The organism is Candidatus Thiodiazotropha sp. AKAK3 (assembly GCF_058244645.1).
In genome coordinates, this window is sequence record NZ_JBSYOQ010000077.1 from 1 (window position 1) to 16,589 (window position 16,589).

Here is a 16,589-nt window from a genome sequence, read left to right on the forward strand (position 1 = left end):
TGGGGCAGGGCCCCACCCTACCGTTCAATTCAGGGCGTAGGGTGGGGCCCTGCCCCACCAAAATAGCTTGGTTACCTCAGAAAATTCTCGTTCTACGTAACAAATCCCCTTAAGTAAGTGCCATTCGCCCTAGGCCCCTTTCAACCTTGTTACAGCATCTATTTTTTCTGTTGACTCAATCACCGCCTGGGCCAGAGTTTCAAGTGCCTTCAACGGCACTCCCTGCTTATGTCTAACCATAACCGTTGCAACCATAGCCAGATGCGGAGGTATGCGTTCAACTACAAGATCTTCAACATATCGACTTTGAGAAACCACCCAGGCCGGCATCAGCGTATACCCCAGCCCTACAGCGACACAACCCAGTATCCCATCGAGCGTCCCGAGCTCCATGATTTCACTGACTTGCTGACCATTCTCCCGCCTCCAGGACAAGGCGCGCTCACGATAGGCGCAGCCTTCACGAAACAGTATCAGTTGTGATTGAGAATGGCCATGTTTTGCACGCACCAAAACCAGCTCTTCTCTGCCGATATCACACACAAGTAGATCACTGTGATTCACTATACCGGCAACAAATGCACAATCCAGTTTATGGTTGAGTACCTGCTCAACTAATGCTGATGAGGTATTTGTCTCGACACGTAACTCAACGCCTTTGTGATCCTGTTGCAGCCGCATTAATGCCGGGGCCAGACGTAACGAGGCAAAAGTCTCCATTGCGCCAATACGTAATTCGCCAGATTGCTCGCCAACTTGCCTCACTGCGGCAGAGGCCTGATTTTCCATTTGTAAAATCTGCAGTGCGTAGTCATACAGCACGCGACCGGCTGGTGCCAATGTCAAACCTCGCCCTTTACGATAAAAAAGCTCCGAATCCAACTCTTCTTCCAATCTCTTGATCCGGGTAGTGACATTGGATTGGACTGTATTCAACTTACGGGAAGCCGATAAAATCCCACCCTCCTCGACAACCGCTCTGAATGTATGCAGTGATATCAACTCCACACCCTTCTCCATTACCGAACGTTTTCTTCTATAATATTCGCTTTATTTGATACCAGGAAGTATGTAAGTTCTCTTGTATAAATTCAAGAGAGAGTTAATGAACGAACAATCTGAACGCTTAAAAGTTCTTGGAGCAGGCATTCTCAGCCTGATATTGACCTTGGGTATTGCGCGGTTCTCCTACACCCCTCTACTGCCGATCATGCAACAACAAGCTGCCCTTGGTGTATCAGAAGCCGGGTGGCTGGCCTCTATTAACTATATTGGCTACCTTTGCGGTGCAATTATCGCATCACTGACCAGTGATCTGATTCTCAAAGATCGTCTATATCGCCTGGGACTGGTTGTTGCGCTTGTCACCACTTTTGGCATGGGCTTAACGGAAAATTTCTGGATCTGGTCCCTGCTGCGTTTTTTTGCCGGACTGAGTAGCGCCGCAGGCCTTCTATTGGGTTCAGGATTGATCCTCAATTGGTTGATTCGGCATGACCACCGCAGTGAATTGGGTATTCACTTCACCGGTATCGGCGCAGGGATCGCTCTATGTGCTGCAGTAGTTGAATTGATGAGATCCCACCTGGATTGGAGTCAGCAGTGGATGCTACTCACCCTATTGGGGCTGTTTTTACTCGTTCCTGCATGGCGCTGGTTACCTCCCCCAGAAACAGCAACGTTGACTAGAAGTGGGCAAGTAATGAGTGACAACCCACCGAGTAGACTATTTCTGCATCTGTTTATGGCAGCCTATTTTTGTGCCGGTGTGGGTTATGTTGTAAGCGCCACTTTTATCGTTGCTATCGTGGATCAAATACCTGGTCTTGAGGGAAACGGCGCCTGGACCTTTTTACTTCTTGGTTTGGCCGCCACCCCTGCCTGTGTTGTCTGGGATCTTATAGCGCGCAAAACCGGCTATCTGAATGCGTTAATTATCGCATTTGTAATTCAGATTGTCGGGATTCTACTGCCAGTAGTAGAAGCAGAGCTTACATATGCCCTAGTTGGGGCGCTATTGTTTGGCGGCACTTTTATTGGAATTGTCAGTCTTGTTCTGACTATGGCAGGGCGATATTACCCTACCCGTCCTGCAAAAATGATGGGCAAGATGACTGTCTCCTATGGTATTGCCCAGATTATTGCACCTGCTATCACTGGAGCAATAGCAGCCTATAGTGGTGACTATCAAAGCGGGCTCTATTTTGCGGCAATAATGATGGTGATAGGCGCAATCATTCTATGGCGGCTGAAAGGAGTGGAATTCTCCTGATACGCTGCAATTGACTCGCCTGATCTACTTAAGGGCATAAGCAGTTAATAGTGGCGCCCTTAATACACAGTATTGAAAAAACCACCCACCAGTAGTTCAGGATATTATTTCCTACCCCCATCACTACACCCAGATGCCCCTTAGAAGCGTATGAGGGATAAAATATCTATGCCTGTATCAAATAATCTATCAATCCCTGATAACTTTCTGCTACTTTTAAATTACAATAGCAATTGTGTACGATAGATTTATCGTGGACGCTTACGATCCAAGGGATCAGAAACCCATGACCAGCTATGGCGTAAAGGACTATGAATCATAAAGACAATACCTCTTCAGATAACGATATTCGACTGGCACGCACTTCCCGCTCAGCCCTTGTCTTAATCCCAAATACTTGATCGTCACGATCACTTAACCCAGTTTGTCTCACAGACTTGATCTCACCAGGTTTTATTGAGCACTAAGCTAATATGCCAAGCAGATACTATATTATTTTTACGGTGTTACCTCTTCTCAGTTTCGACACATATGCTGAGAATGAGGGAAAACTCGATCATTTCCTATCACTCAGCCTAGAAGAGTTGATGGATCTGGAAATCACCATTTCCACCGATACTAAACAGACCGTAGCCAAAGCACCCGCAGCTGTAACAGTTATCACTGAAGAAGATATTAGAGCTACAGGGTCAACCAATCTCTCTGAAATCCTTGAGAGTGTTCCAGGAATTCACGTCAGAGCCAGCCACTTTGGTTTTCGTCCATTGATTCAGTTTAGAGGCGCAACTGCTAATCAAACACTGTTAATGATTAATGGTGTTTCGATGCGCGATCTGATGTGGGGATTTGGATTCTTTTGGAAAGGCGTACCTACCAGTAGCATTAAACGTATTGAGATCATCCGTGGTCCAGGATCTGCACTTTTTGGCGCGGATGCCTCAGCAGGCGTTGTCAACGTTATCACCAAAACAGCTGGAAAGATCAATGAGACCAAGGTAGGTATCCGCAGTGGTAGTTTTGACACCAATACTGGCTGGATGCAATACGGCAGTAACTGGGATGGTTTTGATATTGGTTTGAGTATGGATTTCCACAAAACTGATGGACATGGGCCTAAAATCGAGACTGATGCTCAAACAATAGCTGACAGTAGAGATGGGACAGACGCCTCACTTGCTCCGGGCAGGGCACAATATGGGTGGCGGAGTGAAGAGATACGACTATATGCAGTCAACTCTGAATGGCGCTTGAATTTGGACTACGCCCATCATAGTGACATAGAGACAGGATTGACTGGACGTGGAGTTCTTGACCCTGTGACAGAAGCAAATGATAAACGGTTAAATGCCGACCTATTCTATAATAATGACCACTTTTTACCGAACTGGAATATTGAAGCAGAGTTACGATACCAAGATTACAAATACTCTTCAGGTGATGGCTTTCAAGAGCTCCCCCCTGGTGCTCAATCTAATGCAAATACCACCGGCATTCTTAACCAAATGCGTTCAGCAGAACGACGAATATCATTTGAGACAAGCGGTCTATACAATGGCTTGAAAGAGCATTCGATTCGTATAGGAACTGGATACATTTGGCAGGACTTATACGATGTTGAGCAGAGTATAAATAGTGGCATAGGAGCTGATGGCAATCCAATTCCGGTTGGGAGTGGGCTGGTTGAAGTGAGCAATACGCGATATGCGTTTGCTCCAGAGAAAAAGAGAAAAATCCAATATCTGTTTTTACAGGATATCTGGCAACTAGCCAATGATTGGGAACTGACCACAGGAGCCCGATACGATTACTATTCTGACTTTGGTGGAACATTTAATCCACGCTTGGCACTGGTTTGGGAGACCACATCCAATCTGACTTCCAAGCTATTTTATGGTCGTGGATTTCGACCGCCATCGTACCAGGAATTATACACAATAACTTCCAATGCCCTCCCTAATTCCGAGCTCAAGCCAGAGCGTTCAGAAACAATAGAGTTAGCCTTTTCATATATATTTAGTCCCGATGCAAATATTGGCGTTAATTTCTTCCAATATCAGCAATCTGATTTCATCGATGATGTAACCGCTCCAGGTGAAACAACAGGCCGATTCACCAACATTGGTAAACACACAATACATGGCATTGAGCTTGAGATGAAATGGCAAATGGCTGATAACTTGAGAGTATCCGGCAATTACACCATTCGAGATGAAGATGAAAGTAAGTTTCGCGCAGTTGATGAACCAAAACAGGATGCCTACATCCGTGCTGACTGGAGCTTTATTAACAGCTGGAATTGGAATATTCAGTTGAACTGGATTGGTGAAAGAACAAGAAAAGATTATGACACAAGATCTACACTAGATGACTATCTTATCACCGACACAACACTCAGATTTTCAGCCAATGAAAACTGGGAGATTGCCGCGTCGATCCGCAATTTATTTGATACCGATGCTTATGAATACACACGAAGCAGTATACCTGGCGATCTACTACTACCTGAGCGCAATTTCTACGCTGAAATAAACTACAACCTTGGTCAATAGATAATCTGGAGAGTTTTATATATGCCTAACAGAAAAATAATAATGAGACACTTGAAACTGATCGCAGGACATTAACCCATAACTTTAGTCAAAAGCATTTTTTTACTCTCTAAATTACTTTAAATATACAGATATTATCTTCGCTAATGATATTTACGATAGACAAAACGTATTTTTTGATTCACCTCTTTTTAGACAGTTATTCGTTTTGGCACTCGCTGAATATTATATTTTACATTGGCATTGAACACATACAATTAACATAGTTATGACTTGGATTGATTAACGTGACAACAAGGCTGTTTGTCTACATTTTATTCTTAACATTTGCTGCCGTAACAGTTTGTACAGCTGAAGCGCAGGACGATGCACAGAATATCAGCCTGTTAAAAGCAGTGTTTATTTATAATTTTGCAAAGTTTACACGCTGGCCTGAAGGTCAACCAGGTGGGTCACAGAATCAAATTATTTTGTGTGCGATCGGCAGAGATAACCTTTCTGATAACCTTAATGCTCTGGATGGAAAAGCATTACGTGGTCGCACAATAAAGATAGAATATTTTAGCGAAAAACGAAACAGTCTGAAAAGTTGCAATGTACTCTATCTCGCTCACTCAACACCACAAGAGACTCAACACATATTAGAATTAATTAGATTAAATTCAATTCTAACTATCAGTGAGATGCCTAACTTCATAAACCATGGTGGTATGATTAAACTACAAACCCAAAATGACAAAATCAGGTTCACCATTAATCTCATGGCAACTCGCACAGCTGGCTTAGAGATAAGTGCTCGCCTTCTTAACCTGGCGACAGTTATCAATGAGGAAGCTCCATAATGAATATTTTGCTCAATGCTTCTATAAAGCAGAAGATTGAAGCCATTATCCTGACTACAGCAGCCTCTGTACTCCTGCTCAGTCTTTTTCTATTCATGGCCTTTGAATTCAATTCAGCTCAGGGAGAGGCCATTACAAAACTACAGACTCTAGCCAAGTTATTAGGCGCTAACAGTAGCGCTGCGATTGCATTTCGTGATCAAGAAACGGCTGAAGATATTCTTTCAACACTTGCCACCCAACACAGTGTAGTAAATGCAAAAATACTCAACCTTAATCGTAAAGTTTTCGCTGAGTATCATAGCTCTCAATCTGAGACTGAAACTGATATCAGCGACAATCAATCTCTGTTTGGGTGGGTTGCGGTCGAAGAGCCTATCATCCTAGATGAAGAGTTAATTGGCTACTTTGTAATCGTTGGTGACATGAGCAATGTACGTTCCACCTTAGTTCAACAATCGCTTTTAATTCTGGGAGTATTCATACTCTCGATGTTATTCGCACTACTGCTATCCAACTATTTTCAAAAATTTGTTTCTGTTCCTGTTAGACAGCTACTTACAACAATGGGTGCCGTCACCTCTGAACGTGACTTCAGCAAACGTGCTAAAAGAATCAGTAATGATGAACTTGGCACTTTGGTAGATGAATTTAATGTAATGCTTGATAAAATCGAGTCATATGATCATGAATTGACTACCTATCAACAAGACTTGGAGCATCTGGTAGCAGAACGCACCCAGGAACTGGAGTGGGCGAAAGAGGGTGCTGAAGCAGCCAGTCAGGCTAAGAGTGACTTCCTGGCCACCATGAGCCATGAGATTCGCACACCTATGAGTGGTGTTATCGGATTCGCACATCTTCTCGAAAAAACGGAGCTGAATGAAAGACAGCTAGAGTATCTTCGAATCATTACCAGTTCAGCAAATAGCTTGCTCGATATTATTGACGATATTCTAGACTTCTCAAAAATGGAAGCTGGAAAAGTCAAGCTGGAAAACAGTAACTTTTCATTGGCGTCAATGCTTAACAGTGTACATGTTCTGTTTACACCTAAGGCCGCGGAAAAGGGTCTTAATCTTTCCACAAATATTGCAGATGATATCCCACATGTTTTATATGGTGACCCATCCCGTTTAAGACAGATTCTGATAAATCTTGTTGGTAATGCAATCAAGTTTACGGACCATGGCCAGGTTTCAGTAAACATCCAAAAACAGACACAAAAAAATGATAGAGTCGGGTTACAGATCACCATTCAAGACAGTGGTATAGGAATTTCCCAACAACAACAGGATCAACTTTTTCAACCATTTCAACAATGCGATGGTTCAATCACCCGCCACTACGGCGGCACAGGTTTAGGCCTGGTTATCGCTAAACGACTGGTCAATCTTATGGGTGGCAGCATCTCGCTGGAGAGTACATTAGGTGAAGGGTCAACCTTTACCATATCAATCTATCTAACAAAACCCCAAAAAGAAAAAAAGCATAGTTTATCCCTCGTACCCTCCGTCTCAAATGACCAGCCAACACCAGCGCTATCCCATGGTGCTCTTTTGCAGGATATGAATATCCTGGTAGTCGATGACAGTAACGTTAATCTAATGTTAGCTAAGACCCTACTCATCAACGAAGGCGCTAATGTAGTTGCCGAAAAGAGTGCAGTTGATGCGATGAAAACGATTGCTGATAAACGTTTTGATCTGATTTTACTAGACCTGGAAATGCCGGTCATGAGTGGAATCGAGGCAGCAAAAGAGCTGCGTAAAGAAAATTCAGCCACTGAGAAGACACCAATTATTGCTGTAACAGCGCATGTATTACCTGAGAAACGCCTGGAAGTTGCTGACGCTGGTATGAATGACATGCTTGCTAAACCCTATCTACCAGAACAACTCTACGCAATTATTGCCAAATGGTGCGATAACGTTAATTACCAGACTAAGCCAGCCCCCTCTCAACCAAGAATCTCTGCCGAAACCCCTGTCTATGACCGGGATGTCGCGCTTGCAAGTGTAGCAGGCAATCAGAAGGCGGCTCGTTTGATACTGAAAGAGTTCCTCGCTATGCTGCCTGTTATTGAAACTTCAATTCGCAAAGCATCCGCAGAAAATGACACCACAACACTATATCAAGCTATTCATAAACTCGCGGGATCTGCAAGCAGTAGCGGCGCGACCTCCATTCACAGTAAAGCGATGTATCTTAAATCGATCATGAAGCGTCAACACCAACCAGAAGATCTAATTGATAACGGCGTTTCTGCACTTCTTTCTCAAATTAAGAGATTCAATACACACTTCAGGGCTTAATATACCCGGCGACCAGATTGTTCACTTTCAGAGTTTCAAGCATATTCTTGATCAAAAGGTGACATGCATCGATTGGCTATTCCCACATTGAGAACTGGATAGCAGTGCTCTAGTGTGGTGCGTCATACTAGGGCCTGCTAGCATTAAACGATTCGTTCCTGCTGAAACTATTTTATGCCAACCATTCTTTAAAATGATATTTCCAAATTAATATTTCATCTAATTTTCTTTCTATATTCTGAACCTCATCAGTGTTGTTTTATATCACTGCTAATGTCCCATTAACTTTCAATCTTCTCAGAACAACTAAAAAGCCCCTCTCCCTTTACGGGAGAGGGGTTGGGGAGAGGGTGTACGCGAAGCGTTTCATATGATTGAAAGATAAAACCGCATTGATCGTTCATATTTATCTTGCTGATTGTTGAAGAAAAATAGGGTGTTCATTCTCCCCCTCTCCCCCGGCCCCTCTCCCGCAAGGGGTGAGGGGAGTTTCTCTCCCCACCTATTTATAATACTGATGATTTGTAAGTTTTTTCTAGCTGTGATCCTCTGCTACTGATGCTTTTTCATATCCCAATTCTCAATCACCAATAGAAACCAATATCAATTAATCAGATACAACCAAGATGGTTAAAGTAAGCTGGACAACAGTGGTTTTATATATATTTTAAACAACACAAGATCATTATTATTGACAATAGCCAAAAACTTGAGAATAGAGATGCGGAGTCCACATATTGGTCGGAAATTAACTATGACACTTCTTTATTTGATGATACTGGGTTGAAGCAGATGGATCCGAAGCACTGAGGGTGTGAGTCCGGTCCAGCGTTTGAAGGAACGTCGAAAATTGTTGGCATCGTGAAAACCCAGGTATGCTGCAATTTGTTCGTTGTTGTAGCCCTGCGTAGACATCATCTGTAGGGTGATGTGGGTACGCACCTGATCCAACTCTGCCTGAAAATGGCTACCATGTTGGGCCAGATGTCGTTTGAATGTCGCTGGACTGATGCCGAAGTCGGCTGCGCTCTTTTCCAGGGTGGGAGCCAGACGAACGCGCTCATGCAGATAGTCATACAAGGCCGAGAGCAGGCTTTGACGACTGAAGGATGGCGAGCTCTCTTTTTCGACTTCACTCAGGGCAACCTTGATGGCCATGTCACTACCGCGTGGCCAGGGAGAGTCCAGCCAGTCGTTGTCGATAAGCATGGCATCGAAATAGTCGTTGAATTTGGTTTCCGTCCCCAGGTGTACCGCATATTGCTCGATATAGGCCGGACGGGTGCGGTTGAAATGGTATCGCCAAGGCAGGCGTACTCCGCTAAGCCAGCGGCTCATGCCGGTGACCGCGGTCATCATCATTTCGACGACAAAGCCACGCAGTTTGTGGTTGATGCAGCTGTCGGTCCAATAGAGCGAGGTCTGCTCACCCAGGGTCATCAAATGGGGGGCCAACAACGGGCTTAACCAGGCCTGGTAACGGATCAGGATATCGAGTGCTTGGCGCAGGTTGCGAGCATGCAGCATAGCATGACTGATGTTTCCCATATGGCCTGGCAGGAGCTGCTGGCCGAGCATAAAGCTGGTGGCACGATCCGGCAGGATTTCACTGAGATTCTGCAACATCTGTAGGTAGTCGCCTGGCGTTAGCAGACTATTCTCGGTGACCAGCTCTTGTGGACGTAAGCCTGTACCACGCAATAGTGCTATGCAGTCTATCTCTTGGTCCCGAGCATATTCGAGCAGCAGCGCCGCCTGGTAATTCGCAGGAATGAAGCGGGTATTGGTTTGGTAGTAGTCAGTCACGCCACTAGGTGCTCACTGCTGCGTTAAGAACAGTGGGAGGTGTTGGCTCCAGCGCGGTATTTAACTCATGCAGCAATTTGTCAGGCTCTGAGTCGGCCACGGCACAAGCAATGCGGACCGAGACCAGGATGCGCTCACTCTGATCTCGCGTATGGTGCGCCAACAGGTTGACCACACGCTCCAGATGCTGAGCCACCTGGCTGACAGCTTGTTGGTTGGTAGCTGGCATGAGGATGGCGAATCGGTCGCCGGCGTAGCGGCACAGCAGATCGTCCGGGCGCATGTTAAGCAGAAGCAGATGGCTGATCGCCTGTAAAAGTCGATCGCCTTCGGGTTGACCATATTGGCGGTTGATCCGATGAAACTGATTGACGTCGAGTAGGATCAGGGCACAGAGTTGCTGGGGATTCTGTTCCTGCTCCAAGCGAATCTGGCGGCGCAGATAGTCGGCATTGGCCAGTTGGGTGATGCGATCGAATGAGCGGTGATCTCGAAACAGGCGCTCTCGCTTTTGCATGTGTTCGTTGAGGGAGAACTGCTCCTGACGCCAAAGATAGAGACCAGCGGTCAACGCCAGAACACCGCACAGAGTCGGCAACGATTCCAACCAGTTGTCCCAGTAGACTTCATGGGGGATGGCGAAGAATTCATCCAGACAATCCACCCAGGAACCGAACGCAATCGCAATCAAGCCCCCTGCCAGCATAGTGGTCACCCTTCCACTCGGCCGGCTTGTGAGTATGATCAGGGACCATACCGCTGACATCAACGCGATACCGCCTTCACTGGCGATGTCCACCCATTTCCAAACCGCAAAAGGCTTGCCTGTACCAAGGCTGGCATAGAGCCAGATACAAAGACCGGCGACCAGCATCATGGTCAACAGAGCGAAGCGGTAGTTAGATGACATGTAGATTCCATATCAGAGTCGGTGATCTGGCATGTTAGATCCTGTTTATGACAAATCCGCGACATTTGGAGCCCTTTTCCGTTAGGGGGGTTCGATCAGCTCACTGTTTAGTTGTCGGATATCGCTGCTGCCCCATTAACTTTCAATCTCCTCTAAAAGCCCCTCTCCCTTTACGGGAGAGGGGTTGGGGAGAGGGTGTACGCAAAGCGCTTCACTTGGTTGAAAGATAAAACCGCATTGATCCTTTATCTTTATTGTGCTGATTTTTGTTGAAAACAGGGTGTTCATTCTCCCCCTCTCCCCCGGCCCCTCTCCCGCAAGGGGAGAGGGGAGTTTCTCTCCCCATCTAGTTAAGATACTGATGACTTGTAAGTTTTTTCTAGCCGTGATCCTCTGCTTTACGATGCTTTTTCATGTCTCAATCATCAATAGAAATCAACAGCAATGAATCAGTTACAACCGTAATGGTTAAAGTTAGTGGGGCAGCAGTGGTCGGATATCTCAAATTTTATCCTGCTGCCAGCTGCACTTATCTCGCTACGGTTTCGGGTTGTTTATAAATCGATGCGAGGTAAGGCATATAGGCTCACATTCATGTCCGCGCAACGCTAAGTCACTGATTTTTAGTGTTCGATGAGTTTGGTATGTCAAAAAATTGAAATTATTGATGCGTATCCTGCGCTCCGTAGTCAACCAGACGGCAAGGCGTAGCCATTCGAGATGGTGAGCCGATCCGGCGTCAAATCGGAGAAGTAGGATGCACGCAAATATAGTGACAAACTCGCAGCGAACAGCTGTTTTCTGCCGTAAGGCTCTTGCCATTGCCGTGGCCACCGCAGTTAGCGGGCAGCTCTGGGCAGATGAAGATACCCAGGTACTCGAGACAATACAGGTTACCGGCCAGGCCGCCAGCATGGATAGCGCACTCGATGTACAGCAAATGGCCGACAATATTGTCAGCGCTGTGCATGCCGACGACATCGGACAGTTGCCGGATACTAATGCTGCCGAGGCGTTGCAGCGTCTTCCCGGCGTCTCCATTGAACGTGATCAGGGAGAAGGTCGCTATGTGCGGATTCGTGGTATGGCGCCGGATATGAATTCGGTCACTATCAATGGCAGTCTGGTGCCGTCACCGGAGAGCGACTCACGTGCTGTTGCCCTCGATGTATTGCCATCGGGCTTGATCAGCTCGCTGGAGATATCCAAAACTTTGACTCCGGATCAGGATGCCAACTCAATCGGTGGCACCATCGATGTGAAGACCATATCTGCCTTCGACCACAAAGGCCTGTTCTATTCACTAGAGGGTGGTGGGAGTAACAATACCAACATTGATAAGACCAGTCCCTATGGTTCTGCTGCCTGGAGTGATCTGTTTGCTGACGACAAACTCGGCATCGCTGCAGGCATCAGCTCTGATACCCGGGAGTTCGGGTCAGACAATACCGAGACCGGTGGTGCCTGGGATCAGTCCGGTGCTACACCTGCCCTGGAGGAGTTCGAGCGACGCGACTACCAGATTACCCGCGAACGCCTGGGGGGAGTGTTCAATATTGAATATCGTCCTCAGGCCGGTGCTTCCTACTATCTGAATTCGATGTTCAGTAGCTATTCAGACGAAGAGACACGGCAGCGCCACAACATAGAATTCGACGATCCGCAGACTGAGGGAAGCTTGGGTGACACCGAGTCGTCGCGCGAACTCAAATCCCGCAAGGAGACCCACGACATCCACTCCTTCCAGTTGGGTATGGATCGCACTATCGGCGAGTGGGACCTGGGCCTGGGGGTTGGCATCAGTAAAGCGGACCAGGACACGCCGAACTACATCTCTTCCGCCAAGTTCAAGTCCAGCGAGACCTATCAGGCCGGGTTCACCGATACCAGAAAGCCGGAGCTGATCGGTGATGCTGCCATCAATTCCGCTGCCGACTATGAGTTGGACTCTATCAAGATGGCGGATCAATACACTGAGGACTCCGAACACAATCTGCATTTCGATCTGGAGCGCTATTTTGTACTCGGCGGACTGGATAACGAACTCAAGTTTGGCGCCAAAATCAGCCGACGTGAGAAGAGCAACGAATACACCGCTTGGAAGATCGATGGCGATGATTTCGGTAACCCGTCGCTGACCAACTACACCTCTGACAGCGTTGACTATCCGCATGGTGATTTCGGCCCAGGCATCAGCGCTGGAGCGATAGATGATTTTATTGACACTATCGACCGCTCGGCCTACCTGGATGAAGAGGACTCGCGCATCGATGACTTCACCATGAACGAAGATATCGATGCCGCCTACGTGCAGAACACCTTCAGTCAGGGGATGTGGCGACTGCTCGCCGGTGTCCGTTACGAAGGCACGGACTTCAACGCCAAAGGTACCGGCGTGAATGACGGTGCTCTGGTTGACGTTGAGGCGGATCATCGCTATCACAACTGGTTGCCGGATCTTCAGCTACGCGTCGATCTCGACAACGACACCACAGTGCGCACGGCTTGGACTCACTCTGTGGTTCGCCCGACTTTCAAGCAGCTGGCACCCGGCTATGTCCTTGATGATGACGAGGCGGAATTTGGTAACCCGGATTTGGAACCTATGACGTCCACTAACCTGGACCTGGGCCTCGAGCGTCGTATGGGTTACGCAGGAGTGATGTCGGCCTATCTGTTCTATAAAGAGATTGATGACTTTATCTACAACACCGACCTCGCCGGTAGCGGCATCTGGAGCGACTTCAGTGAAGCCAAAACCTACACCAATGGCAATAACGCAAAAGTGCGCGGTCTGGAGCTGGCCTATGCCCAGACCTTCCGGCAGCTGCCCTCGCCTTGGGATGGTCTGCTGTTTTCCGCAAACGCCACCTTCACCGATTCGAAGGCTCGCATCAAAGGTTACAGTGATGGGGAGCAGGTCTCCCGGGAGATCGACTTACCCAGCCAGTCCGATCTCACCCTGAACACTACCTTGGGCTACGAAAAAGGTCCGTTCAGCCTCCGTCTGGCGATCAACCACAAGTCCGAGTATCTGCTTGAGGTCGGCGATATCAGCAACAGTGATGGCGATCTATATGTGGACGATCAGACCCAATACGATCTCTCGGCAAACTATAGGATTGGCCGTCATGTACAGCTAGTGTTTGAGGCGCTCAACCTGAGTGACGAGGCATACTACGTCTACACCAACGATGAGGATCTGAACGCCCAATACGAAAGCTATGGTCGAACCTATCGGTTGGGCATCAAAGTGGCGTCTTTCTAAATGTTCTACTTATTCGAGATGGTCTACCAGATGTTACGTTACCGACTTTTAGTGTTAGGAATGACACTGTTTGCCTTGATCTCCCCCCCAGTTGCAGCAGGGCTTCCCACAAGTGTGGAAGATGCACGGGAACTGGCTGCGCTATCAGGTGGATACTGGATGGCGCTCAACAAGCAGCGTCTGAATCTGGTAGATGGCAGAGGAGATGAGACCGCCAGTCTCAAGTTGCGCGGCGCCCATCTGGATAGCCGACCTACGGAACAGGGTGCCTTGGTGGTGGTGTTCGACGAAAATACACAGCAGGCGGTATTGCTTGATGTGGATCTATCAAAGGGCATCATTACCAACAGCAGCCATTTGCCCGGCCAGCCCTTTTCAGTAAAAAGCCAGTGTCTCTATAGGGACAACCAGCAACTTATCCAGCTGTTTCTGATCGGCCGAGATGGCTTGGCCGAACAGTGGTTGTTAAGCGGTCCCGAGCCGCGTCTGTTGCGACACCTGGCGTTACCGCCAGGGAGCGAACATTGTCGTGTGGATGACATCACGCATACCTTATATGTCAGTGAAGAAACATTCGGCGTCTGGGCCTACCCGGCGGATGCTGAAGGGGTGCCAGAACGCCACTTGGTTGTTGCGCGTTGGCCTTACGGTCTATTGGCGGGTGGTGCTGGAGCCTTGGCCGTAGTACCAAGTGGCCTCGCAATACTCGATGCCAAGGGAGAAAACCTGAGTTTGATGTTGCGCCAGCAGGGTCACTGGAGCCTGGCCCGTTCCCTGCGGATAAAGGATGCGGATGGCGTGCTGGCAACCAGCGGGCGGTTGTCAGTACGTACCCAGGGTCGTTGGCGGACAGAGCCATTGCAATGGCCTGTCAAAGATCACCCAACAGCAACCCTACCTATCATAGAGGCCCAGGGGCAGACAGTGTCGATGGCGCAGCGAGGTGATTCTGCTGACGATCCCGCTTTGTGGGTCAACCCGATTGATCCCACTCTCTCCCGGGTGTTTGGCACAGACAAGAAACAGGGATTGCTGAGTTACGATTTGCAGGGTAATCAACTGCAATTTCTCGATGTAGGACGGATCAACAATGTTGACCTACGCCAACAGGTTCATCTGGACGGGCGTAGTGTTGACCTGGCACTGGCGACCCAACGGGATGAAAACACCCTGGTGGTCTTCGAAATAGATGCAGAAGGCAATCTACGCGATGCGGGGCACATTCCGACTACCCAGAAGGAGCTCTACGGCATCTGTCTCTACCAACCGCCTCAAGGTGGGTTGGAGGCATTCGTTAACGATAAAAGCGGCATCTATGTGCAATATGCGATAGCGGCAAATGGTGAAGGATATAGCGGCACTGAGCTACGTAGGTTCAACATGAATGGCCTTGCTGAAGGCTGTGTGGTCGACGATCTTCGGCAACGCCTGTTTATCGCGGAAGAGGATCACGGTATTTGGACACTGGGGGCGGAAGCTTCTCTCAACGATCAGCCTCATCCTGTGCTGCCGGTGGGTCAGCACCTGACCGCCGATGTCGAGGGGTTGGCTATCTATCGTGGGCAGCAGGCAAGTTATCTGATTGCATCGAGCCAGGGAGACAGCAGTTTCGCAGTGCTGGATCTTGAGCCGCCGTTTGCCTATCGCGGCTCATTTCGTATCGGTATCAACGCTGATTTGGGTATCGATGGGGTTTCGGACACCGATGGTTTGGAAGCCGCAGCACTCAATTTTGGCCGGACTTACAGTGATGGCATGCTGATCGTGCAGGATGGCTACAAGCGATTACCTGATGCAGCGCAAAACTTCAAATATGTCTCATGGCAGGAGATTGCCGAGGCACTCCATCTACCCTGATGGTGATGATAAGGGTCAGGTAGGCTTTGTCATGCAACAGCTTCAGGATTATGAGCTGGCCACATGGGTCCGGTATGCGATAGCGTTGGCCTTCGTAATCGCGCTGCATGGGGCGGCACTGATGTTTCTGGCCGGTATGCGACATTCAGAGCCACAGAAGCCCCGTATTATGGTCGGCATGTTGCTTAAGGCCCCTGAGCAGAAGCGGACCCCAGCACCTCAGCCAGCACCGGAAACGCCCGTACCTGAGTCACCAAAACCACAGCCACCGGAACCAGCGCCACAAATACAGGAACTATCAGCCCCACCAGCCAGAACCAAGGCTGAAGCGACAAAGAAGCCGGCTCCCAAGGTGAAGCCAACTAGAAAGCCACACCCAAAGCCAGTGGAAAAACAGGAAGTTCCCAGGACACCTGTTGCCGAGCCTGTATCGCACACCCCCACGGTATTGCAAACGGCGGCTGTCACCGCTAGCGAGAGTAGACTCTCCGCGCCGCAGTTTTATGCAGACTATCTGCACAACCCAGATCCTAAATATCCACTGATGTCCCGCAAGCGGCGTGAAGAGGGTGAGGTGCAACTGCGGGTCAGGGTTGATGCCCAAGGCCACCCCGAGACTGTGCAGATTCAGGTAAGTAGCGGTCACCCACGACTCGATCAGGCAGCCAGCAGTGCAGTTAAACAATGGCGATTCGTGCCGGCCCGGCAAGGCGGCCTGAACGTAGCGGCCTGGGTAGTGGTGCCGATCCAATTTAATCTGGAGAAATAGA

The 16,589-nt window shown here is 48.3% G+C and carries 11 protein-coding genes; 7 read left to right on the top strand and 4 right to left on the bottom strand.

Annotated elements, in window-relative coordinates; translation table 11 throughout:
• Positions 1–129: 129 nt before the first annotated feature.
• Positions 130–1,008, bottom strand: a complete 879-nt coding sequence (locus tag AC4IE7_RS20310) for a LysR family transcriptional regulator (RefSeq protein WP_490778701.1) — start codon at positions 1,006–1,008, stop codon at positions 130–132.
• Positions 1,009–1,105: 97 nt separating this feature from the next.
• On the opposite strand from AC4IE7_RS20310, the gene AC4IE7_RS20315 reads away from it, so the two are divergent.
• From AC4IE7_RS20315 to AC4IE7_RS20330, 4 genes are all read left to right on the top strand, one after another.
• Complete coding sequence (locus tag AC4IE7_RS20315) at positions 1,106–2,272, top strand: YbfB/YjiJ family MFS transporter (protein WP_490778702.1); 1,167 nt, start codon at positions 1,106–1,108, stop codon at positions 2,270–2,272.
• A gap of 587 nt (positions 2,273–2,859) precedes the next feature.
• Complete coding sequence (locus tag AC4IE7_RS20320) at positions 2,860–4,821, top strand: TonB-dependent receptor plug domain-containing protein (RefSeq protein WP_490778703.1); 1,962 nt, start codon at positions 2,860–2,862, stop codon at positions 4,819–4,821.
• A gap of 287 nt (positions 4,822–5,108) precedes the next feature.
• Entirely contained in the window at positions 5,109–5,663 is a 555-nt protein-coding gene (locus tag AC4IE7_RS20325) for a YfiR family protein (RefSeq protein ID WP_490778704.1), read from the top strand.
• Complete coding sequence (locus AC4IE7_RS20330; protein ID WP_490778705.1) at positions 5,663–7,978, top strand: ATP-binding protein; 2,316 nt, start codon at positions 5,663–5,665, stop codon at positions 7,976–7,978. Before AC4IE7_RS20325 ends, AC4IE7_RS20330 begins: the two co-directional genes overlap by 1 nt.
• A gap of 765 nt (positions 7,979–8,743) precedes the next feature.
• Here AC4IE7_RS20330 and AC4IE7_RS20335 read toward each other — a convergent pair.
• From AC4IE7_RS20335 to AC4IE7_RS20345, 3 genes are all read right to left on the bottom strand, one after another.
• Positions 8,744–9,784, bottom strand: a complete 1,041-nt coding sequence (locus AC4IE7_RS20335) for an AraC family transcriptional regulator (RefSeq protein ID WP_490778706.1) — start codon at positions 9,782–9,784, stop codon at positions 8,744–8,746.
• Positions 9,785–9,788: 4 nt separating this feature from the next.
• The gene (locus AC4IE7_RS20340) at positions 9,789–10,694 is read right to left on the bottom strand and encodes a diguanylate cyclase domain-containing protein (RefSeq protein WP_490778707.1); all 906 of its coding nucleotides are present in this window, start codon (positions 10,692–10,694) and stop codon (positions 9,789–9,791) included.
• A 135-nt stretch (positions 10,695–10,829) separates the two neighbouring features.
• Entirely contained in the window at positions 10,830–10,982 is a 153-nt protein-coding gene (locus tag AC4IE7_RS20345; RefSeq protein ID WP_490778708.1) for a hypothetical protein, read from the bottom strand.
• 469 nt (positions 10,983–11,451) lie between these two features.
• On the opposite strand from AC4IE7_RS20345, the gene AC4IE7_RS20350 reads away from it, so the two are divergent.
• Genes AC4IE7_RS20350 through AC4IE7_RS20360 form a run of 3 tightly spaced genes read left to right on the top strand, consistent with a single transcriptional unit; the run spans position 11,452 to position 16,588 of the window.
• Positions 11,452–13,962 (top strand): TonB-dependent receptor, encoded by a 2,511-nt coding sequence (locus AC4IE7_RS20350; RefSeq protein ID WP_490778709.1) that lies wholly within the window; start codon positions 11,452–11,454, stop codon positions 13,960–13,962.
• On the top strand, positions 13,963–15,819 hold the full coding sequence (locus AC4IE7_RS20355; RefSeq protein ID WP_490778710.1) for a phytase: 1,857 nt from the start codon (positions 13,963–13,965) through the stop codon (positions 15,817–15,819). It begins immediately after the preceding gene.
• Entirely contained in the window at positions 15,794–16,588 is a 795-nt protein-coding gene (locus tag AC4IE7_RS20360) for an energy transducer TonB (RefSeq protein WP_490778711.1), read from the top strand. The genes AC4IE7_RS20355 and AC4IE7_RS20360 overlap by 26 nt, the downstream gene beginning before the upstream one ends.
• Position 16,589 lies beyond the last annotated feature (1 nt).